Below are 20509 nucleotides of genomic sequence, written 5' to 3'. Positions count from 1 at the left end.
CTCACCATATGTTCGTCTGCCGCGCCGTTTGTGTCGTTCTCTTTGCCGCTGTGTTTTTCTTTTTCTGCGTTTGCGGCGCTTCCTCTCCCCTCATTGCTGCTTTGATGTGCGCCCAATCCGGCGTACATGAGAGCATGCATGCAAGATTGTATACGCGCAGATCAAGAGGTTCGTTCCGTACGCCTTTGGTTGTCTCCCATATCGTTCGCAGCGCACCATTCCGGCGCACCTGCTTTTTGTGCTCCGATATGATGCCGCGAAAGTATATCTGATCATACCCTCGATACGGCAAACGTTCATCTCCATCGAGCGGAAAGTGGAAATACGATGCTCCCGGCGCATCAATCGACAGCCGATTCATAACCTGCTGCTTTCCATCATCGACGCCAAGCAAGACAAGCGGAACGCTTGCGCCCTGTGCTTTTCCGATTTTGTAAACGAGCGGGATGCCAGGACCGCCCTTACCCTTGATTGGGATGCGCTGTTTGTGATAGTTTCGCTGGCAGTAGGCGTACACATTCCCGGTATAGTGACCACCCGAATCAATAAAACTGCGCACGATATTAAGCCCAGAGCCGTCGCGGAAGAAGTACGTGCGATCAAGCACCTCATCGAGCATCTCCCACGTCCGCCATTGGTCCGGCGTTCCTGGAATTACACCGTAGAGAATTCCCCAACTCTCCTCCGCCTCGCCCCATCCGCATATCTCGTATTCAAGGCGGTTATCCTGCACGTCAACGGCTGCGGTCAGCATCAGTACACCATTCGGCAGTTCTGCCCCATACTGCTCACGTCGCTGAAGAAATACGGTGCCGTCGTCAAATGCTCCACGCTCTTGATACGGTTCCCCGAATCTCGTATTCACAATGACCTGCTCGCGTGTAGGGTCTCCAAGCGCTTCATGCCATTCTCGCATGATTTCAGACCATGTCATCCACGGCGATGAGAACGCATTGACGAAAAACGATCGAATTCCGTTCTTGACGGCAACAGGATTCTGCGCAACATACTTCTGCGGTGCTGCTTTCATCGTTTTTTCGTCAAAGGAGAATCCGCAGTCAGTGCACCGCCATTTCACATCTTCGATGATGACAATCTTCCGCCCTTGCACATCCTTATGTTCGGTGTGCTTTGCGTGGATGTTCGTGTAGCGGATCGTGTGATACTCTTTACAGTTTGGGCACTCATGCTGCCATTCCTCCTGCGTTCCTGCCTGATACTCCGCCGCAATGCGGCTGCTCCCCTCAATGGTCGGGGTTGAGAACAGGCCCATCACTCTGTTCCAGAATGTGGTCATGCGCTTTGATGCCAGATCAACAGGATCTCCTTCTGTGCCGGCGGATTCTGGAAAGCGGTCCACCTCATCGGCAAGCAGTATCCGAATCGGGCGCGATGCAAGCCCCGCCGGACTGTTTGCCCCGCACATGATGAGACGTCCTCCCGGAAATATCTTCGAGAGTATCGTATTGTTTCCGTCGCGTGTTTTTGGTGCGTTTTGCTGCGCTCCGTCCTTCACGTCATAAAAAATACGTGACAGCGCCTTTGTGTCACGTATCATCGGAGAGATGCGGGTCTTGGAGTAGTCCTGCGCCATCTCAATGGTCGGCTGTATCATCATGATTGCACACGGGTCTAGATGCGCAAAGCGCCCGATCACATTATTCATGATGTCCGACTTGCCGACCTGACTGGAGCTCATGACCACGACACGCCGAATGCCCGGCTGTGTAAATGCGTTCATGATTTCCTCTTGGTACGGTGCGCGGCTTGTTTTCCACCGCCCAGGCTCTGCGGACGTGTTTGAGAGGATGCGGTAATCATCCGCCCATGTGCTGACCGTCGTTTTTGGCAGTGAAGTGAGCCCCTTTTGTGACACGATGCGCCAGAGGTCAATCGCCGTTTTCATCATCCACCTCCGCCGCTATATCCTGCATGAACAGGCTCGGTTCATATTCGCTCAGTTCAGATAGCTTCTCCTCGATCTCAGCAATAAGTGTCTGGTAGATGTCATCTTTCGAACGCCCTTCCATCACCGGCGCAAGTTTTGCCGGAAGGCCGAGCAGCTGGGCCCGCAGATTGGATAGCATCTCAATCATGACCATCTCGACGGTACGCGCATCGTAGACGCTCGCCTCGTTCTGTGCAAGACGCAGTTCGCTGAGTTCACGCTTGACGCGCTCATGTTTCGCCTTCTCGGAGATATAGTCTGGGTCATCGTCATTTGTCCCGCCGTTTCCGTTTTTCAGCGCATCATAGTTGCGGATGCTCTGGACGAGGTACACCCCGCCGCGTGCGTCTTTGTCATCTCGCAGGACAACGCCCTCCTGGATAAGCTGATTGACACGCCCTGCCGTCACACCAATTGCGCGGGCAAAGTTGGTCTGCGACACGGTTATCTTTTTCGGGTCAGCCGTCACTTTCAACGAGGTCACCTCCTTTCTCGCTAAAAATTTTTCACCGCTCGTTTCACAGGTGTATTTAACGTAGTCGGTTTTGATTTGCATGCAAAAAAGTTTACTTAGCTATGATTTTTTGTTATATCTAGACGGTTTTTGGGCATTCGAAAGAACGCGCACGCGTTCAACTCTCTAGAAGGACCCGTTGCACTCCATAGAAAAAGGGCACCGCTCATGCTGTGCCCTCGCTGTTTTCTCAGCTTATATAATAGCACAGGTGAGTTTGTCTTTTTTTATCCATTTTGGATTTTTGGGAATTTTTTTAGCGCTGCTCCGTGCAATTTGTGCACATAGTAGTAGTCATATCCCATGGTGACCGCGACCTGCTCCCACGATTGCCCGCCGATATATCGCAATGTCAGAACCTCTCGATAGCGCCCGTCTTGCATGGTATCAATCTGCCGCTTTGCATCCTCGCGCAGCTTGATCAGTTTATCCCATTGCGCATTTAGCCGGCCGGCATACACCTCAATCGATGCAATCGCATCTGATAGGTCCCCGATTTTATTCCCGCTGACCTTATCTGCATCATACTGAATCGATCTCAGCTGCAGGATGTCTGCGCGCGCCTGCGCATATTCCTGCTCAAGGCGCTTCAGTTCCCTCTCCGCATCGCGTACCCGCCATAGATATTCTTTTGCTGTCACTGCTTTATGTCTCCTTCCCGCGTTCCCCTCTGGTTTGTGTTTTCTGCTCCACCTGTTCGAAATACGCAATAGTGAGCGGATAGCCCTCCGCCGTGTATGTGCTGTATGATAGCTCCTTGATGATGCAGTATCCTTTCGGCGGCTGTATCTCCGGCTTGTACGCCTCCGATTTTGTGACGGTCTCCGTTTTTGGTTCGGTGCGGATAAGGTTTTTGCTCGTCTGCAATCGTCCCGCATGTTCCGCTATTTTCTCTTTTGTGTAGTAATCCGCGAGCCGTTCCGCATCCGTGACATGCCCGCCATAGAGTTTGACTGCCACGTTTCCATGCGGCCACGCCTTTTTTATTTTCTCGAGTTCTTCGCCGCTGAGTGCAGGCAAGATTATATGACCATGTGGCCGTCCTGCTCCTGTTAAATTTTCAAGCACGGAAATATATTTCATCGGCGTGCTTTTCTTCCTGTAAATCGAGCGCACCTTCCGCTTGAATTTTTCAAAATCCTTCTGCACATTCTCTGCTTCTGGGTGTTCTCTATATGTACAGGTCAGGTACCAATCTCCGGCAGCAAAGTTATCCATGAGGAGCCTTGATAGTTTTTCAGCACGCAGGCGACGATTAACCGCTGCTTGTGTTTCCCTTGTGACATTTTGTCTTTTCGCTCTTTTCTCTCTGATTTCTGGTCTTAGCGGTAACGCACGGAAGGAGTAATATTTCTTCTCAATTCGAAAACGTCCGTCTTGAGATTCCCATCTAGATCTCTTGTATGCCATTTCTTCCTCCGCCATCTTTCTGCATGCATAAATATGTCGGTATATTAATTCCTTTATCGAGAGGGAAAAGGGTCCGCGCCCCCCCCTCGATGAAAAAACATTTATATATTATAGAAGGAACTTGTTTATATGCGCAGCAATCCTCGCCTCATTGCGCTATATTTCCCATAGCTGATGCCGGCAGCCTGTGCCGCTGTAATTTTTTCATCCAATGTCTGCTTTCCCTGTGTACGCATCTGCTCTGTCTTTGTTTTTGTTCTTTTCTTTGCGGCTTCCCTCTTTTTCCTATTTGCTTCTTGTAGGATGTTGTTGCATTCTTTGCAGTAACTGTGCTTATATTCCCCGATGATTTCATGCCCGCAGTGCGCGCAAATTCTTTTCCCATCATTGCGGCATTCTTGGCAGCATTTCGCATTTCTCGTCGCTTCGAACGTTCTGCCGCATGCAATGCATATCTTTTTCATGTGCTCACACCCCTGCCACAAATTTATTGACAAAGTACACTTGTCCTTTGCCTGTCACTTTCGGTGTCTTACTGATGGATGTATGCCCATCTGCATGTGAAACGGCTGTTTCTTTTATTGTGAACAGTCCCATCTCCATTGCTTTCTGTGTCGGCATGTTGTAATCCGTTCCTCGTCGCCCAATGAGATAACCGTTCTCCCGCATCCACTGAAAAAGCCGATTCTGTCCCATATTAACGCCGTTTTGTTTGATGATCTTGGCAAGCTCGCCGATGAGGATGGTCGTATGGCTTGTACTCACGGAATCTGCGAACAGAACTTTCGGACGGTCACGCTCGATCTGCTTCTGCGCGTCCGTAAGAAGTGCCTTTGTGTCGCTCAGAATCCGCTCGGAGAATCGCAGGGCACGCGCCATGACCCGCTCGGGCGTGTTCCATTCCTCCTCCACGCGGATGAAGTACAGACGCACCTCCTTGCCTTTGTCGGTGCGCTGGAGCATTGCCAGTTCCTTTGCCATGGAGAGCGTCATGAGATGGTCGATAAGTTCGCGCTTTACCTCACGCCCTCCCTCGTTTTGAACTTGGACATTTTTGTCCAAGTTGAAATCTACGTTTTCCGTAAAGCCGTATTCCGTCATACGGTCAAACCATTTCGTGTAGGGTGTCTGCACCTCCAAGAACATGTGAAGCTGCCGCCCGCTGATCCGTACTTCCCCGTTCTCGTTATCGAAAATCAGTGCGATTGCGTTTGTCATTTCTTCTCCTCCTTCACCCGTACAAACTCCTCAATGCAGAATCCCGTCAAAGAGACTGCCGAGGGTCATTGATCTTTTGCCCTCCTGTTCCATATTTTCACTGCGTCATTGACATCAAGAAAACTCCGCGTTGTGATACCACACTCAAGGCAACGAACGGCAAAGCGGTTCTGTCCCATTATGTAGTGTCTGCACACTCTGTTGCTCCCGCAAAAGGGGCAAGGTTTCAATCCTGTTTTGCGTATAGCATCCGGTCTTTCGGAAAATAATAACCTTCGTTTCACTATCACCGCACCTCCCGAAAGATAATATCCGTCTCCCTCATCATGTGCAGGAACAGCTTCTTGCGCAGCTGATAGTCCCGCGTCCGCACGCCCTTGACCTCAATCACCTCATTGCGCCCGTCGGCATACGTCACGAAGAAATCCGCTGTGTAGGTAATCGGCTTCTGATTCTTCCCCGTGTTGTCCTTGAACCCCGCAAGGAGCGTGTAGGACGGCTGCAAGCCAATGCGGATAATCTCGCCGTGCTGTTTTCGTGAGAGCAGGTCAAGATAGATCTCCGCTTCACGTTTGCTGTCAAACACATGCCCGCACATAACCGTCTTGCGGGCGTTGTACTTGTTCGGCTTCTTGCGCTGTGTACGCAAGATACGCATCACATTCCCGATTGCTTCCCGCGCCGTCGGGTCGGGTTTCTTGCAAGGCGTGTACTCGTCCATGTCGCCGCCTCCTTACTCAATCCATGGCCTCATCCCATGTCGCGACAACCACCATATAGCCTTGTCCTTATGGGGTTGTTTGATGTATGGCGATGTACTGCCAAGCAACGCTTTACAGGCACCTGCCATGAGTACGTTTTTGTCTTTTGGAAAAGCAATACCATATTTCCGCGCATATTTTTTCAACTTTTTCGCTTGTCCGTATACCACAAGGGATATTAGCGCCATATCCCGCTCTTTGATAAAAGCATTCATGTCCATCAGACGTACCCGCGTTTCTTGTTCTTCTCGTTCACGCGCCACTGCACCACACCACGAGCCTTCTCATCGTAGCCGAGTGCATCAAGCCACGAGACGCAGACCGTGATAACGTCCGTAAGTTCTTCGGCAAGATTGGTTTCTACCGCCTCAATCGCAGCCTCATCCTCCTCGCCGCACCGTGCGCAGTGCAAACAAAAAAGTTTTATTGCCTCCTGCGCCACCTCATGCGTCTCCTCGTACAACTTCGCCACCCACTCTGTTGTTGCCGCATCGCGGTACTTCGTGCACGGCTGCGGATTTGTCATGTCAATCTCTGCCATCTCAGCACGCTCCTTTAAAATGGAATGTCATCGTCCGATACAATATGACCTGGAATTTCTCTGCCATCATCATCCATGCTCCCGGTGTATCCTTTCGGCTTTTCCCCGAACTCTACTTCACGCGCGATGATCTCGATTGCAGACCTTTTCATGCCATCTTTCTCATAGCTGTGCTGCGCAATCTTCCCGGCAATCGTCACCTTCTGTCCCTTGACGAGACTGCGGCTGCATACCTCGCCGAATTTATCCCAGACCGTGACTGGTAGGAAATACGTTTGCTTTTTCTCTCCATATCCGTCATCTACGGCTATATTCAGGCGGCAGACGCAGGTCCCCGCTTTCGTATACCGCACTTCCGGCTCTTTTGTAAGCCGTCCCGATCCTGACCATATATTCATTTGTTCCCTCCATATTCTTGAGGTCTTGGCAAAAAGCAAAGCTCTCCACGCTCTGTGCATCCGCGGATATGCATTCCCCGCTCCTCTGCAATCCCAAGTTCCGTTTTGCAGCCCTTGCTCTCAAGGTAGTTCCCCGTCATGATGATCCCATCACATGCAAGCAACACCTCTATGCAGCAGTCCATTACCTGCTCATATGGCAGGTCCTTCAGCGGTTGGAACATAGCAAGCGGATTGATAAAAAGCATATCCGGATACAGTTCTTGAAGCTTCCGGTGTATCTCCGCCGCATCCTCCCTGTTCTGCTCCTCGTTTCCCGTATAGGGATGCGAGATATAATACCAATTGTTCATGATGCCGCCTCCTCTTCTCCGTCCTCGAGAAAGTCAAACAGTGTTGGCGCGCTGCGCCTTGCATCTTCCGCTTTGAGATAACCAACACCATCACGGAAATAATCTGCATTGAGTTCCGTCGCCATGCCACGCCGCCCCAGTTTCAACGCGTAGAGCGGGACGGTCATCAGTCCTCCGAACGGGTCAAATATGAGATCACCCTTGTTGCTGTACCGCTCGATCAGGCGATCGACAATATCAAATTGCAGTGGGCATACATGGAGCTGTTTGCCCTTCTGCGCCTGCAGTGTGTTCATCGTCCGCATCCGGTTGATATCGTCCCACACATCATCAGACCAACTGCCGGGCGCGACGACCATAAATGTCGCGGGCAGTTTCTTGTCCTTGTCGAGGCTCTCCGCCATCGCGACGTGCTCCTCGTAGTTATAGACGCTCTCACGGCTATACTTCCGATATACGCGCTGGAGGTCACTCACAGGGAAGCTCATTACCTCCTCTTTCGTGAGCGAGCGGTCTCCGCTGCTGCGCCAATATCCATGCGCATCGATCTGCCACCGTCCACGGGTATACTCCTCTTTTGTCTTTGTGACAGGTGTATCTGCATAGGCCTTTGATGTATCGGACGGCAGTTTTCGGAATAGCAGGATGTACTCAGGACATCCGACGCCCATCTTGCTGCCGTCTTTGCACTGTTCCGTCCAGCCGAGGCGATAGGTCTGATTGTTCTCGCGCACAACGTCCGTCACCACGGTAATCATGCCGAAATACTGAAACCCATGCCGCATATAGTGCTCAATGCAGAGCGCATGGAACGGCTCGATGGTCGGCATCCCCGTCCCCGTCGCATTTCCAAAGAGCACGCGATCTTTGACGTGACAAGCGAACACGCGCCCCGGCTTTAGGATGCGCAGGAGCTCGGGGCTCAGATAGTCCATCTGCTCGAAGAATCGCGTCGTGTCCTCGTTATGCCCGAAATCGTTATAGCTTGCCGTGTACTCATAGTGATTGGAGAAGGGGATAGAGGTCACAATCTCATCAACGGAATCATCCGCCATCCGCTTTGTCTCCTCGATGCAGTCATTATGGATTGCCGTCCATCCGTCGCCTTTTACTTCCACGCGATCAACTCCTATGCTTCGTCCCATCTCAGCCGCCGCCTGTGCGCCGCCAAGCCCATATTCTTTGATGATCTCCGCCATCTTTTGCGTCAGGTGATTGTACTGCGTCCACTTGTGCTGCAAGACCTTGAGTATTTCCTGCTCGCTGTCCATGTAGATGATGTCCACGATGACCTTATGCGGCTGCAGGAATCTGTGACAGCGATGAATCGCCTGTATAAAATCGTTGAACTCGTAGTCAATCCCAAGGAAGATCATCCTGTGACAATGCCGCTGAAAGTTGCAGCCGCTCCCTGACAGCTCCTTTTTCGTCGCAAGGATGCGGAATTTGCCGTCAGAGAAGTCGATCGTGTTCCGCTCACGCACGTCCATATCCTGTGACCCATAGATTTCCCGCGCTTCCGGCAGTGCCTTTTTGATTGCCTTCCGCTCATCCTCGAGGTCGTGCCAGATGATAAAATGATCGTCCGGCGCAGCGTCGACAATCTCCTTTGCCTTTGTCATGCGTGCGGCGATACTGTCCCGCTTTTCCCGCGCCGCCTCAGATAGCCCCTGCGCCGCATCGTGAAACATCTTGATCTGCCCGTCCTTCTCTTCGCTTATTTCGGGCGGCCGTCCAAGCTTGTGATAGCGCACTTCGAGTTCGGGCAAGTCGTAGCCCGTATCGTCATATCCGATGTTCGACGGTTTTTGAATAAAGAGTGCCCAGGTCGATAGCCAGAGCCAGAACTCTTTTTCCTTGTGCGGGTAGAGCGTCAGATTGTTCGCCTTCGTACTGTCACGCTTGAAAAACCGTGTGAGTGCTTGCCCCGTGTCCATGATCTCAAGATAGCCCGCATAGTGGATGAGTTCCTTGTACTTGTTCGGCGATGGTGTCGCCGTGGATACAAGCTTGTACGGCACACCGCGAAACTTGCCGAGGAACGTCTGATAGGTCTTGCTCCCGAACGAGCGCAGGACAGCTGCCTCATCAAGGCTCGTGCCCGCGAATGCGTCGGGGCGGATGTCGCCGTCACGTACGCGCTCATAGTTCGTGATCATGAGCCAACCGGGCGCATCCGTTACCTCCTCCATGTTGCGGACGTAGACAGGCGCATCCATGTGGAGGAGTGTCACAGCGTCACGCATGAACTCCTGTTTGACACCCAGCGGGCACACAATGAGCATCTTGCCGCCCTTGTGTTCGTGGATGAGACGGCACCATTCGAGCTGCATAACGGTCTTTCCGAGGCCGAATGCTGCGAAGATTGCCCTGCGCCCGCCCTGCACTGCCCACATGACCGCGTCGCGCTGGTGCGGCTTAAGTACAGGACTTATCTCCCCCGGATCAATGGCAATGCCCGTCTTTTTGGCAATGACCATTTTGGAGGCAAGGAAGTCTTGATATGTACTCTTCATATATCTTCCTCCTCTTGCACATACTGTTCGATCGGTGCCTTCTTTTCCGGAATCGGTGCCAGTTTTACAAATCCTAACATTTCGATCAACCGCACGATTCCCTCATGCATTGCGATTGCATTTTCTTTGCTCCGCAGCGTGATTCCGATGTCCTCCTCTCCCTCCGGCGATGTCGCTGTAATGTATGTCCTCCATGATATTTCAACGATGGAATCCCGCTGATATGTTTCGATTTTGATTTTGATGCCATCTTTTGGTTGGAAGGCGGTTCGCTCGATTTGTCGCGTTCCAAAATCCATCATTTTATGCTCCATTCGTGTATCCTTTCCGCAGTATCTTAAATTCTTTCAGTCCGATCATACGGATGATGTCTGCCGCCATGTCGTGCATTTTGTATGCGTCTTTGCGCGTCTGCGATGGAATCACAATGCCGCCCGCACTGTCATTGCAGTCTCCTGCGATTACAGTCTCCCAGAATACTTCGTTCGGTGTCTCCTGTTCATAGGTCGCCACCATTACGCGGATGTTGTCTTTCGGCATGAATACGGTGCGGCGCAGGCGTCGCCCGCCCGCCATCTGTTTTCCTTGATTCATTGTGGCGTTCCTCTCTTTATTGTGGTATACTGATGTTGCATGTTGTCCACATGTTCTTTAGCGCTCGGAGGGTTGCACCTCTCTGAGTGCTTTTTCTTTGCACAGATATATCTCATTCCTGCGTCTCCTTGTTCAGTTTCTGTGCAAGCGCCATAGCTTCGCGCTCATCGTGCAGCAGTCCACCCGCATATTCACGATTCCCGCTGTGGTCTACGCGCGTCATGTCCTTGATGCGATAGACCTGGTACACCTTCTTACCGCCGAGATACATGCTTGAGATTTTCCACTCACCCTTCACTGCGTATCTCCTTTCACCCAATAGGTCAAGACCAACTGATCCCCTGGCTGGATTAGCCCCTTTCGCTCTACGAGCCAGGGGTTATTTTCGTAGATGCCTTCTTTGTATTCCAAGATGTACCGCCTTGTCGCGGTATTCTTCTGGAGGTACATTTCCGAGATCCCCCAAAGCGTATCGCCATTCTGGACGACGTAGACTTCCTCGACGAGGACGGCGTTCTTGCCGTCCTCCCATGGATTGACCGCGCCAGAGCAGAGGATCGCCGCTCCTGCGATGCAGCATCCGGCAATGACCTTCCTCGCATCCATCATGCAACTGCCTCCTTTCTCTCGATCGGGACTGGATTCCGAGGATCCTCCAGATCCATCCCGTCCATTGCGGCCATCCAGCGCTCAAGCTCACGCCTACGCACCTTCATGCCGTTCAGCTTGATGCCTCGGATAATCCCGGACTGCACCAGCATATTTGCATAGTTCTTACCAACGCCGAGTACTGCGGCAACCTCGACCACCGTCAGGAGTTCGTCTGGTGTTTGACATTCCCGCACAACAGCGACCGATCTGCTTGCGCGCTCGATCGCACTGGCGATGATGGACTCCATTGCTGCGTTATCCATCATTGCACCTCCGTTCTATCTGTTTAGCCTCACATCATCCTTTACCGTCCGGCGAATTATTGCTGTGGCATCCCTCCTCTCACCGCAGGGCATCAACAGAGGAAATCATTTTCGCCCACTTGTGGTCGAAAGCGAAATTCCTCGAGATAGGCATTCACTCGCGCCCACCTGATGCTCTCATATGTCTTACCATCTTTGACTTCCGTCTTTACGAATCCCCATCCGCGCGCAACGTCCTCGGCGTTCAGCCAAGCATGGCCGATCGTCATGATATTTGCCATTCGTTATCTCCTTTCGGTGGGCACTCCGCGAAGAACAACCGGCTTGATTGCAGTCATGTCGATGCCGTATGCCTGTTCCGCAAGGCATATCGCCTTGGTAAGCGCAGTAGGGGCATCGATTCCTGAGTGTGTTGAGCGGATGAAAGACAGGAAACTCGCGCTGATCGCCGCCATCAGTGGAAGCATTGCTGCTATTGCTAGCGTAGCATCCCTCCTACGTTGATTGCCGTACACACAATAGCGATAGATATGAATAAGATGTTGAGTATGAGCATGATTCCCTGATTTTCAAGCGTCCAATCATCAAGTCGCTCAATCATTTTCTTTATCCTGCTAGACGTGATTTTCACCTTCCTCCGTCTCAATCCACAGCCCGCTCATGCGGGCTGTTTTTCTTTGCCGTCATCGGCGGCGGTATCATCCGCCACTTTTGCGCTGTGTCCGACCTCAAGCCCGCGCATGAACGAAAACGCCGCCGCACGCAGGATTTTCTCCCCTCCTTGCCCGCCATCACAGGCGTTTTCTCTCACTCCTCACCGTGCTATAATGAGTACGGAAAGGAGCTGATTCACATGATCCCTGTGAACGAATTAACCGACCTCGACTATGAAATCCTTGAAAAACTCGCCCTTGCACCAATGACGGAAACTGCACTCACTGATTCATTCCCAAAACAATCCGCTGTGAAACATCGCATCCATCTCCTTATGGATTATGATTACGATGATTCCATGGTTGCTTTTGGAGGAGTTCTTTTCCCAAAATCAGATACATACTATATTCAGTATTCCCCAACAAACGCAGATCTTCTTGAATTATCCTCTCACGGTCTGAAAGCTTGGGAAGATTGGAAATGGCAGAAAAAGCATGACCGTCAAAAGGTACTAGAAGATCGTGCGTTGAAAATTATCCCTATCGTCATTTCTATCAGCGCCCTCATTGTGGCGACCATATCGCTATTACAAGCGTTGCACTGGATAGACCTAGCGCGATAAGCGACATAATCAATGCCAATGCGTCCTCTGGATGGGCGCGATAATAGCGATACCCTCTTGTCAATATACCCAATCTCCTCACCTCCCTCGCCCTATGCGGGCTGTTTTTCTTTGCCGCCATCGGCGGCGTATAAATTTGTTGCTCTCCTCCTCGCCGTGCTATAATGAGTACGGAAAGGAGGCGATCTTGATGATGTCCAAAGAACAGATGGATGATTTCGCCCAAAATTTCTATTGGGCGTACAGGCAAGCCCAAGAAGATAACACGCACGCGCTCTTCAAGCCGGAGGTTATTCTTCACAACAGCCTCGGCATCTTGGCAATTCACATTCTCGAAAGCCGCCAAGACTTGAGCAAAATGGACACCTACGCAATTCTCAAGGCTTATGTGGAAGTTTTGAGAGAAGTTGAAGATGTCTACGATGCCCGTCGTGACTCCTTGGAAAGCCTTTGTAATTGAATCCGATTGTTCGCTTTAATTACAAAGTCTCTTTGGCAATCTCGCTGATGCTAAGGGCTTCAACGAGATTGCCGCTTTTTTTCCTGTAACGATATGACAGATCGTCCAGAACCCGCCGTGCTTCTCCATAGGTGCATCCACTCTCTATAAGCGTTGCTTCCACTTTTTTTGCCAAGGCGCCTCTGCGCTCTTGCAGCTCCTGAACTTCCTTTTTCCAATCCTCCATCCCCTCACCTCCTCTCTATTGCGCGGATGCCGCGTGCCTCCGCGTCGTTGTTGTCCACCTCTCAGTGTGTTATAATATATTTACAATCTAGCATTCATTACACGGAAAGGACGATTCAAATGGATCCTGTTGTCACATCTGCACTCGTATCAATTGGTACTACTTGGCTAACCAGCGGTGCCAAAGCACCCGCACATACGCTAAACCTCCTATGGCAAGTAACATTAGGTCGATGGGATCCTCTACTGGAAAAGATAGTTAGAGAGAACGTAGAGAAGTATGCCAAGGACATCGACAACGAACTGAGCAAAATCCCACCAGAGAACATCAATCCTGAGCCAGACATCAGCCTCATTGGTCCCGCCTTGGAGGCCTCGAAGTACTACGTAGCAAAAGAGAAAGCCCGGCAGATGTTCGCCAAACTGATTGCTGCTGAGATGGACGTCACCAAGTCCGATCAGGTTCATCACGCGTTTGTCGAGATCATCAAGCAGATGAATCCGCTAGATGCTCGGGTTTTATCGTCCTTTGAGAACCCAACAACCTTGCTCTATTGCCGTTTTCGGGACAAAGAAGACCCAAAAGCCGATCAAATCATCTCCGACATATACATCTCTGATGACTTCCCCGCATATGACCGCAACGTCTCTCTCGCAATAGGAAACCTGTCACGTCTCGGGCTAATCGACATCCCAACGCGCAATCTCGGCAACGTATCCATCGGAGGACAGAACGCCGCTCTGATTGCGCGTTTCAAGGAAACACAGCTTTACAAAGTGATGGAGAGGGATTTCCGCTCCTACGCCGCAGTCTGGGAAGAAATCCAGACCACATCCTTCACCGCATACTTAACCGCGCTCGGGCTTACCTTTCGCCGCGTTTGCTTGTAACTCGTGATGTAACCCACGAAAATGCGGATCTGTTAGCAGATTCATCCAGACGAACCGCCCCAACTGCAGGGCTATATACCCTGCTGCGGTGACATTGATAAGCGTAGACACCAAGAACATCAGGACGAGAAATACATAATGCTCCATATCCATGACCTCACCTCCTCTCTGTTGCGCGGATGCCGCGTGCCTCTGCACTCTGGTTTGTCTACTATATTAGACATCTGGCGCAAAAATATCACCAACCTTGCACCCCAAAGCCTCTGCAAGTTTCGCAAGTGTAGCTGTCGTGGTATTAACAACCTCACCGCGCTCAAGATCAGATATAGTCTGCCTCGATACCCCAGAGGCTTTGCTGAGTTCATCCTGTGAAATATTTTTTGCAAGGCGGACTTCTTTGACTTTAAACCCCATACTCTCCCTCCTTTCATTCCATTCTTCGTCTAGTATAATAGACGATTATATTTTTGTCAACTATATTTGACAACTTTCTTTTTGTAATGTAAAATATAATTGACATTGAATTGAGGTGCGTACTTATGAAGATTGGTGAGTGGCTAAAGTTATATAGAGAGCAGCATAACTTGTCCATGCAGGCTTTGGCAGACTTATGCGGCTTTAGCAAGGCGTATATCAATGTTCTTGAGAAAGGCATAAACCCCAAAACAGGTAAACCCATCTCTCCCACGATGCAGACCTTCGAGAAGATCGCTCGCGGGACGAAAACCGATGTGGACACTCTTTTGAAAATATTGGACGGCGATCAACCGATAACGCTGAACGCCCCCGCATCCGACGATCTGCCCGCGCTTACGCAACGCGATGAACGGCAGATTGCAAAAGACCTCGAGGATATGCTGCACTCGCTCAAGGGTTCTGCTGCGATGGGTGAACTCGAGGACGAGGAGGATATGGAACTGCTGAAAGCCTCACTCCTACAGGCAATGACCCTCTCGAAGCGTATCGCAAAGAAGAAATTCACGCCGAAGAAGTACCAAAAATAACCTTCCGTGAGCAGAGGGAATGATATGGATATAAGGGAAATCGTTTCAACGCTCGTTGCAAAATACAACACACGGAATCCGTTTGAGATTGCAGAATACCGAAACATCGAGATCATCCACAACGAGCTAAAGTCAGTTCTTGGCTATTATACCAAGTATCATAGAGTACAGAGCATTATCCTAAATAGCGATCTGCCGGAACACCTTGAGAGTTTTGTATGTGCACATGAACTCGGGCACGCGATCTGTCATCCCGACATCAACGTGCAGTGGCTCTGTGAGGGCACCTTTTACTCCAAGGGCAAGTTTGAACGGCAGGCAAACATATTCGCTGTCGAGCTTCTTCTCCCTGACGATCTGCTGCGAGTGTATCCGGAATGCACAGTATACCAACTCGCACGATCCGCCGGCGTGCCGGAGGAGTTTGTGGAGCTGAAGAGTGTGTAAAAACCCTCCATAAACGATAGGAAGGAATGATATTTTGGAGATACAGAGATTGATAGCAGATGCACTACAACCATTACGGGATTTTCTGAATGATTGTCTCTCCTCAAACGACACACGCGAAAACAAACGTGCTTCCCTGCTTTCGTACTGGATTAAGAACTATATTCAAATGCTGCGCCATGAACGCCCGCAATCATATCGCAGGTTTCAGCGCGGCGATGTTGTAAAAGTGGATTTTGGGTTTCGTATCGGCTCGGAGCACGGAGGTCTTCATTATGCCGTGATTCTGAACTCCAACGATTCCAGACGCGCCCCTGTTGTGACTGTAGTACCTCTCACGTCTCTAAAATCTGAAGAACAACGTAACTCCCTGCATTTTGGAGAAATTGACCTTGGCGATCAGCTCATTCAGAAGTTGCGCAGCAAACTGACACAATCACCGACACCTGCGCTGCAAAGAGAGGTTGACCGCCTTAAAATAGGCAGCATCGCTCTGACAAATCAGATTGTCACAATCAGCAAAGTACGAATCACCGATCCTGTGCGGGGAAGCTCGCCGCTTTCGGGCATCCGTCTTGATTCAGATGCGATGGAAAAGATCGACACTGTTTTGAGAGCGTTTTTGTTCACCAACAACTAGTCATTTCCGCTTGACGGATTCTCCCTGTTCGTGTATTATAATAATACACATGCTCTTCGCGGGCTCGGTCGTATGACCGCTAGGACACAGGAGAACCCAGTCAAGTTTGACTGGGTTCTTTCTTTTTCCTATAAAAAACCGCCCACCGTGCGCCAACACGATGGGCAACGGAGCTATCGCCTTTCAGAGCGATATAGAGTAGGCGGTAGATTGGCAGAGTGAGAGTCCGCCAATAGAGCTGCCGGAACCGCCGGAGGATCCGCCTGATTTTGATATTTTTGGATAGAGGTGTGATCTCTCTAAAATACAAAAAGCTGTCCTAAAAGGACAGCTATATTCGGATAAAACAGGAAAAGCAACCGTCTAGCACACTTTTTTCTCCCACGCTGCGCTGCATAGGTTCATAAAAGTGCTGCATGCCCCAGCACGATTGCTTAACGATTTCATTATATCAAAAATCTATGTGAAAGGGAATATCTATTATGAAATTAACCAGTTTTAGAGTAAAAAACTTTCGTTCCATAGATGATAGCACATGGGTTGATGTGAACGACATCACAAATATTATTGGTGTGAATGAATCTGGCAAGTCAAACATCCTATTAGCTCTTTGGAAGTTAAACCCGGCTACTGATGATGGAAAGATAAATTTGCTTGCTGATCTTCCGCGAGAAAGATATGCTGAGCTCAAGGATTCATGCCAAAAGATGGACTTTATAGAGACATATTGGGATTTATCAGAGGACGAAGGCCTTTTAGAGAAGCTAGTTGAATACGGCCCTTTCGAGGAAGAAGAATTTTACACATTACATTTTGGTAGATACTATTCCGGTCGTTACTTCTTTAATTTCCCCAACTTAAATATCCAAGAAAAACGTCCTTCAAAAAAGATACAGGCAGCGCTACATCAATTTTTGGATAGTTTCAGTAAAGATAATATTCCAGAGGAATTACCTGCCGAGCAACGAGAAGCATTGATTTCCTGTGTAAAGAAACTGTCTTCAAACATCGCCAAAACAGAAACACTAACAAAAGAAGCTGCGATAAATCTGTATAACGAACTCTCTGCATTTTCAGAAGTAAATTATGGAGATTCTTTTGATACGCTGCTTGATATTTGCGAAACGGAAAAAACCATTTTAACTAAAAAAGATATAATTTATAGTGGAGATTTTTTTTCAAAAACACTCAAGCCCGCCATTCCCCACTTCGTTTATTATTCGAACTATGGTAATCTGGACTCTGAAATCTATTTACCAACTGTAATAAGCGATATGAATAGAACCGATCTGACTGGAACCACTGCCGCCAAAGTTAGGACACTGCGTATTCTGTTTTCTTTTATCAATTTGAAACCTCAGGAAATCCTTGAGCTTGGAAAAGACATTATGCTTGATGGTTATGGAAACCCAGTATCCAACCCTAGCAATGAACAGTTAAAAGACTTCTCGGCAAAGAAAAATGAGCGAACTGTTTTATTAGACTCTGCCTCCGCAAAATTAACTGCAAAATTTCGTGACTGGTGGAAACAAGGAACCTATGATTTTTTGCTTCGTGCAGACGGATATTCTTTCAAAATCTGGGTATCAGATGAGAAGCGCCCTGCCAAAGTTGATTTAGAGTCTCGAAGCACAGGCTTGCAGTGGTTTCTAAGTTTTTACCTAACGTTTTTAGTGGAGACAGCAGAAACTCTCTCAAATACTATTCTTCTTTTAGATGAAGCAGGGCTCTCCCTGCATCCGTTGGCTCAAAAGGATCTAGTTCATTTTTTTCAAAGTTTGGCAGAAAACAATCAAATTATACATACCACTCACTCCCCCTTCTTAGTTGATACAGACAATATTGATAATGTAAAGTTAGCCTATGTCGATGATAGCGGGCACACTGTATTATCAGATGATCTAAGGGCAACACAAGATCCCAAACATTCGACATCAATATATGCGGTTCATGCCGCATTAGGGCTGAGGGTCTCAGATATATTGCTCCAAGGATGTATGCCTATCATTGTTGAAGGTGTATCTGATCAATATTATCTAAATGCGATAAAGTTATTCCTTATTAGAAATAAAAAGCTCGCCCCTCAAAAAGAGATTATTTTTATCCCTGTCGGCGGAGTAAAGTCAATTCGTCCAGTGGCAAGCTTAATGTCTCCCGGAAATGATGGCTTGCCATACATTGTTGTTGATTCAGATAAATCTGGACAAGATTACAAAAAAGCGCTCCTTAAAGAGTTATATGCGGGATCAGAAAAGAAGATCATCGAGATAAAAGATGTATCTGATCTAAACGATTCTGAAATAGAGGATATTATTCCATTCAGGTGTCTAGAACAAGGCATTACTCGATTGTTCAGGGATATAGAAGATGATTTTATCCCAGATCAAAATATGCCGCTTATTCCACAACTAGAAAGTTTTGCTCAGAAATATAACATTCAATTACCTAAAGGCTATAAGGTTCCTTTAGCTAAAGGGGCTAAGCGAAAGATTATTGATACAAATAAGACTGATGCGATCGTTTCAGTATGGGTAAACCTTTTTAAGAAATTCAAATAATATGGATATAGATCCAATGTAGAAAGGAGGCTCACGATGACATACTCACCCGAATATCTCAGTGATCTCATGGTGCGAATGGCGCATCACTCCACCGCGATCGAGGGCAACACGCTGACGCAGGGCGAGACAAAGAGCGTTCTCGTTGATGGCTATGTCCCGCGTGCAATGGATATGCGCGAGCTGAACGAGGTGCTGAACTATAAGGCGTTCATGACTTTTCTCGTCGAACAGTCGACATCTGGCACACCGCTCTCCCTCTCTCTGATCCGCGAGGTGCACGCAATCCTGTGCAAAGATGCAATTGAGAGCGTCCCGGGGCAGTTCAAGCAGCGCCCGAATATGATCATCGGCGCAGCCTTCACCCCTACGCCGCCCTACCTTGTCCCTTCTGCACTGACGGACTGGATCGACAATCTCGCTGCACAGATGGACGCCGCTGCATCCGATTCAGATAAGGTACTCGCTATCTGTCGCCAGCATATCGCATTCGAGCATATTCATCCATTCCCGGACGGCAACGGGCGTGTTGGCCGTGCTCTGATGGTGTATAGCTGCTTCCTCGATGAGATAACGCCGATTGTGATTCCCGTGGATCGACGTAAGGAGTATATCAACTATCTCAATACAGAGGATTTGCAGGGATTCGCAACATTTGCAGAGCAGCTGCAGGAAGATGAACGGAATCGTATAGAGATGTTTGTAAAATAAAAAACCGCCTAGAGTTGCCTCTGAGCGGTCGAAGGTATAAACAAACTTATTCGATTCCGTAATGCTCCATGTACTGCATAAGCAGATCAGTGATGTTGTCCCAATCATCATCTGATACTTTCCCGAGTTTCTTCAAAAAGTCAGATACGGGAATGACGATTGTCTTGCTGATCCGCGCCGTTGAGATATGATTCAAAGGGATTTCTGCCCAATCAAACACCTCAATGTCATATTCATCTCGCGGTGCTGCAGATGTAATCGGGACGGACATTACGACAGCTTTATCGCCATCAACATCAATGACCAATACAGGGCGATACTTCCCCTCTTCGGGACGATCCTCATACCGAACCCAAGCAGACCACACTTCGCGTTCTTTAATTCGCTGCTGCAATGTACCGCGCCCCTTGGTGATCGCTTTCGTGCTGATCGGCATCCCACACCGTATCATTCATCCAAGGGTCATCCTTCGGGAAGATACAATGCCCCTCCTCATCGTGCTGGCAGTTGCCATACGCCACTGCATACATCTCACGACGATTCTTTTCAATAAATTTCTGAAAATCTCGCATTGTGTCCACCTCCTCTGATTACCCCTATTATATCAGATTTATTCGGATAATGATAGATAATTATAGGGTGAATTGTCAAGTCAAGTGCAACACTTTATTGAAAAAGACTTCATAAGGAGTTCTCCATCCTAAGCATTTACGCGGACGCATGTTAAGTTCATGCACGACTCTTTGCACATCCTCCTCACGTACCTCGTCAAGTGATCGGTCTTTTGGGAAGTATTCGCGCAGGAGCCCGTTTGTATTTTCATTGGTTCCGCGCTGCCATGGCTGATGTGGTGGTGGAAAGTAGTAGGGCACATGCAGTGCCTCAGTCACTTGTCTATGTTTGGCAAACTCCTTGCCCCTGTCCGGCGTAATCGTATGTACGGGATAGACCTTCAAGGCATCAATCGTTGCGTCCCTTACTGCCTCACTCGTCTTTTTAGGCAGCTTTCGTCCAATTAAGAACCGGCTCTTTCGATCTGCTTTCGTTAGCAGACACGCGCCACCTGTCCTTCCTGCAACCGTATCACCTTCCCAGTCGCCAATGCGACCACGGTTGTTTGCGATTGCCGG

General features: G+C 49.2%; 33 protein-coding genes. 8 read left to right on the top strand and 25 right to left on the bottom strand.

The genetic code is table 11. The features are described 5' to 3' along the window. Window position 1: 1 nt before the first annotated feature. The 19 genes from HMPREF1147_RS10990 to HMPREF1147_RS12120 form a co-directional block, all read right to left on the bottom strand. Window positions 2-1906 (bottom strand): phage terminase large subunit family protein, encoded by a 1905-nt coding sequence (locus HMPREF1147_RS10990; protein ID WP_009658936.1) that lies wholly within the window; start codon window positions 1904-1906, stop codon window positions 2-4. Then, window positions 1890-2504: a hypothetical protein gene (locus HMPREF1147_RS10985; protein WP_198002997.1), complete on the bottom strand. Its 615-nt coding sequence runs from the start codon at window positions 2502-2504 to the stop codon at window positions 1890-1892. The genes HMPREF1147_RS10990 and HMPREF1147_RS10985 overlap by 17 nt, the downstream gene beginning before the upstream one ends. A 185-nt stretch (window positions 2505-2689) precedes the next feature. Next, a complete protein-coding gene (locus HMPREF1147_RS10980; protein ID WP_009658944.1) occupies window positions 2690-3103 on the bottom strand; it encodes a DUF1492 domain-containing protein in 414 nt (137 codons plus the stop codon). A 4-nt stretch (window positions 3104-3107) separates the two neighbouring features. Further along, on the bottom strand, window positions 3108-3887 hold the full coding sequence (locus HMPREF1147_RS12125; RefSeq protein ID WP_156791347.1) for a hypothetical protein: 780 nt from the start codon (window positions 3885-3887) through the stop codon (window positions 3108-3110). 453 nt (window positions 3888-4340) lie between these two features. Continuing rightward, a complete protein-coding gene (locus tag HMPREF1147_RS10965; protein ID WP_009658938.1) occupies window positions 4341-5090 on the bottom strand; it encodes a phage antirepressor KilAC domain-containing protein in 750 nt (249 codons plus the stop codon). Window positions 5091-5155: 65 nt separating this feature from the next. Beyond that, entirely contained in the window at window positions 5156-5374 is a 219-nt protein-coding gene (locus tag HMPREF1147_RS12450) for a Lar family restriction alleviation protein (RefSeq protein ID WP_071530722.1), read from the bottom strand. Between the two features lie 2 nt (window positions 5375-5376). Beyond that, the gene (locus tag HMPREF1147_RS10960) at window positions 5377-5811 is read right to left on the bottom strand and encodes a DUF1064 domain-containing protein (RefSeq protein WP_009658973.1); all 435 of its coding nucleotides are present in this window, start codon (window positions 5809-5811) and stop codon (window positions 5377-5379) included. Window positions 5812-5823: 12 nt separating this feature from the next. Beyond that, window positions 5824-6072, bottom strand: coding sequence for a hypothetical protein (locus HMPREF1147_RS10955; protein ID WP_037351187.1), 249 nt, complete (start codon window positions 6070-6072; stop codon window positions 5824-5826). Then, a complete protein-coding gene (locus tag HMPREF1147_RS10950; RefSeq protein WP_009658969.1) occupies window positions 6072-6392 on the bottom strand; it encodes a hypothetical protein in 321 nt (106 codons plus the stop codon). The genes HMPREF1147_RS10955 and HMPREF1147_RS10950 overlap by 1 nt, the downstream gene beginning before the upstream one ends. Before the next feature lie 14 nt (window positions 6393-6406). Further along, complete coding sequence (locus HMPREF1147_RS10945) at window positions 6407-6790, bottom strand: single-stranded DNA-binding protein (RefSeq protein ID WP_037351554.1); 384 nt, start codon at window positions 6788-6790, stop codon at window positions 6407-6409. Then, on the bottom strand, window positions 6787-7143 hold the full coding sequence (locus HMPREF1147_RS10940) for a DUF4406 domain-containing protein (protein WP_009658963.1): 357 nt from the start codon (window positions 7141-7143) through the stop codon (window positions 6787-6789). Before HMPREF1147_RS10940 ends, HMPREF1147_RS10945 begins: the two co-directional genes overlap by 4 nt. Next, on the bottom strand, window positions 7140-9659 hold the full coding sequence (locus HMPREF1147_RS10935; RefSeq protein ID WP_009658960.1) for a DNA methyltransferase: 2520 nt from the start codon (window positions 9657-9659) through the stop codon (window positions 7140-7142). The genes HMPREF1147_RS10940 and HMPREF1147_RS10935 overlap by 4 nt, the downstream gene beginning before the upstream one ends. After that, window positions 9656-9961, bottom strand: coding sequence for a hypothetical protein (locus HMPREF1147_RS10930; RefSeq protein WP_009658943.1), 306 nt, complete (start codon window positions 9959-9961; stop codon window positions 9656-9658). Before HMPREF1147_RS10930 ends, HMPREF1147_RS10935 begins: the two co-directional genes overlap by 4 nt. Before the next feature lies 1 nt (window position 9962). Then, window positions 9963-10253 carry a hypothetical protein gene (locus tag HMPREF1147_RS10925; RefSeq protein ID WP_009658919.1) on the bottom strand — a complete coding sequence of 97 codons (291 nt, stop codon included), beginning with the start codon at window positions 10251-10253 and terminating at the stop codon, window positions 9963-9965. Between the two features lie 112 nt (window positions 10254-10365). Next, window positions 10366-10551 (bottom strand): hypothetical protein, encoded by a 186-nt coding sequence (locus tag HMPREF1147_RS10920; RefSeq protein ID WP_009658925.1) that lies wholly within the window; start codon window positions 10549-10551, stop codon window positions 10366-10368. After that, the gene (locus tag HMPREF1147_RS10915) at window positions 10548-10859 is read right to left on the bottom strand and encodes a LysM peptidoglycan-binding domain-containing protein (RefSeq protein WP_037351569.1); all 312 of its coding nucleotides are present in this window, start codon (window positions 10857-10859) and stop codon (window positions 10548-10550) included. Before HMPREF1147_RS10915 ends, HMPREF1147_RS10920 begins: the two co-directional genes overlap by 4 nt. After that, entirely contained in the window at window positions 10859-11167 is a 309-nt protein-coding gene (locus HMPREF1147_RS10910) for a helix-turn-helix domain-containing protein (RefSeq protein WP_232208090.1), read from the bottom strand. Before HMPREF1147_RS10910 ends, HMPREF1147_RS10915 begins: the two co-directional genes overlap by 1 nt. Window positions 11168-11259: 92 nt before the next feature. Then, window positions 11260-11448 (bottom strand): hypothetical protein, encoded by a 189-nt coding sequence (locus HMPREF1147_RS10905; protein WP_009658942.1) that lies wholly within the window; start codon window positions 11446-11448, stop codon window positions 11260-11262. Between the two features lie 377 nt (window positions 11449-11825). After that, window positions 11826-11978, bottom strand: coding sequence for a hypothetical protein (locus tag HMPREF1147_RS12120; protein ID WP_009658974.1), 153 nt, complete (start codon window positions 11976-11978; stop codon window positions 11826-11828). A gap of 51 nt (window positions 11979-12029) precedes the next feature. Between HMPREF1147_RS12120 and HMPREF1147_RS10895 the strand changes: the two genes are divergently transcribed. Both HMPREF1147_RS10895 and HMPREF1147_RS10890 read left to right on the top strand, forming a co-directional pair. Then, window positions 12030-12443, top strand: coding sequence for a hypothetical protein (locus HMPREF1147_RS10895; RefSeq protein WP_156791343.1), 414 nt, complete (start codon window positions 12030-12032; stop codon window positions 12441-12443). A 190-nt stretch (window positions 12444-12633) separates the two neighbouring features. Beyond that, window positions 12634-12903 carry a hypothetical protein gene (locus tag HMPREF1147_RS10890; protein WP_009658932.1) on the top strand — a complete coding sequence of 90 codons (270 nt, stop codon included), beginning with the start codon at window positions 12634-12636 and terminating at the stop codon, window positions 12901-12903. A gap of 19 nt (window positions 12904-12922) precedes the next feature. Here HMPREF1147_RS10890 and HMPREF1147_RS10885 read toward each other — a convergent pair whose 3' ends face one another. After that, window positions 12923-13129, bottom strand: coding sequence for a hypothetical protein (locus HMPREF1147_RS10885; RefSeq protein ID WP_009658956.1), 207 nt, complete (start codon window positions 13127-13129; stop codon window positions 12923-12925). Between the two features lie 119 nt (window positions 13130-13248). Here HMPREF1147_RS10885 and HMPREF1147_RS10880 point away from each other — a divergent pair, with 119 nt between their 5' ends. Then, the gene (locus HMPREF1147_RS10880) at window positions 13249-14019 is read left to right on the top strand and encodes a DUF4393 domain-containing protein (protein ID WP_037351547.1); all 771 of its coding nucleotides are present in this window, start codon (window positions 13249-13251) and stop codon (window positions 14017-14019) included. Here the strand turns inward: HMPREF1147_RS10880 and HMPREF1147_RS11810 are convergent. Together HMPREF1147_RS11810 and HMPREF1147_RS10875 are read right to left on the bottom strand one after the other, a co-directional pair. Continuing rightward, window positions 13978-14172: a hypothetical protein gene (locus HMPREF1147_RS11810; protein WP_071530721.1), complete on the bottom strand. Its 195-nt coding sequence runs from the start codon at window positions 14170-14172 to the stop codon at window positions 13978-13980. The two genes, HMPREF1147_RS10880 and HMPREF1147_RS11810, sit on opposite strands and share 42 nt — an antisense overlap. A 63-nt stretch (window positions 14173-14235) precedes the next feature. Beyond that, window positions 14236-14433: a helix-turn-helix transcriptional regulator gene (locus tag HMPREF1147_RS10875; RefSeq protein ID WP_037351544.1), complete on the bottom strand. Its 198-nt coding sequence runs from the start codon at window positions 14431-14433 to the stop codon at window positions 14236-14238. Between the two features lie 125 nt (window positions 14434-14558). On the opposite strand from HMPREF1147_RS10875, the gene HMPREF1147_RS10870 reads away from it, so the two are divergent. The 5 genes from HMPREF1147_RS10870 to HMPREF1147_RS10850 all read left to right on the top strand — a co-directional run bounded on the left by HMPREF1147_RS10870 (window position 14559) and on the right by HMPREF1147_RS10850 (window position 19379). After that, window positions 14559-15023, top strand: coding sequence for a helix-turn-helix domain-containing protein (locus tag HMPREF1147_RS10870; RefSeq protein ID WP_037351541.1), 465 nt, complete (start codon window positions 14559-14561; stop codon window positions 15021-15023). Window positions 15024-15047: 24 nt separating this feature from the next. Beyond that, window positions 15048-15470, top strand: a complete 423-nt coding sequence (locus HMPREF1147_RS10865) for an ImmA/IrrE family metallo-endopeptidase (protein WP_009658939.1) — start codon at window positions 15048-15050, stop codon at window positions 15468-15470. Between the two features lie 34 nt (window positions 15471-15504). Next, window positions 15505-16110, top strand: coding sequence for a type II toxin-antitoxin system PemK/MazF family toxin (locus HMPREF1147_RS11805; RefSeq protein ID WP_198002996.1), 606 nt, complete (start codon window positions 15505-15507; stop codon window positions 16108-16110). A gap of 482 nt (window positions 16111-16592) precedes the next feature. Beyond that, window positions 16593-18668, top strand: a complete 2076-nt coding sequence (locus HMPREF1147_RS10855) for an AAA family ATPase (RefSeq protein WP_009658949.1) — start codon at window positions 16593-16595, stop codon at window positions 18666-18668. A 36-nt stretch (window positions 18669-18704) separates the two neighbouring features. Next, a complete protein-coding gene (locus HMPREF1147_RS10850; RefSeq protein ID WP_009658968.1) occupies window positions 18705-19379 on the top strand; it encodes a Fic family protein in 675 nt (224 codons plus the stop codon). Between the two features lie 46 nt (window positions 19380-19425). Here HMPREF1147_RS10850 and HMPREF1147_RS10845 read toward each other — a convergent pair whose 3' ends face one another. The 3 genes from HMPREF1147_RS10845 to HMPREF1147_RS10835 form a co-directional block, all read right to left on the bottom strand. Further along, on the bottom strand, window positions 19426-19773 hold the full coding sequence (locus tag HMPREF1147_RS10845) for a type II toxin-antitoxin system PemK/MazF family toxin (protein ID WP_232208089.1): 348 nt from the start codon (window positions 19771-19773) through the stop codon (window positions 19426-19428). After that, a complete protein-coding gene (locus HMPREF1147_RS10840; protein WP_009658964.1) occupies window positions 19757-19951 on the bottom strand; it encodes a hypothetical protein in 195 nt (64 codons plus the stop codon). Before HMPREF1147_RS10840 ends, HMPREF1147_RS10845 begins: the two co-directional genes overlap by 17 nt. 75 nt (window positions 19952-20026) lie before the next feature. Next, window positions 20027-20509, bottom strand: a 483-nt coding sequence (locus HMPREF1147_RS10835) for an IS30 family transposase (RefSeq protein ID WP_037351356.1), incomplete at its 5' end; no start/stop codon positions are given.

The organism is Selenomonas sp. FOBRC9 (assembly GCF_000287655.1).
Lineage (GTDB): Bacteria > Bacillota > Negativicutes > Selenomonadales > Selenomonadaceae > Centipeda > Centipeda artemidis.
This window is presented reverse-complemented; position numbering and strand designations above follow the sequence as displayed.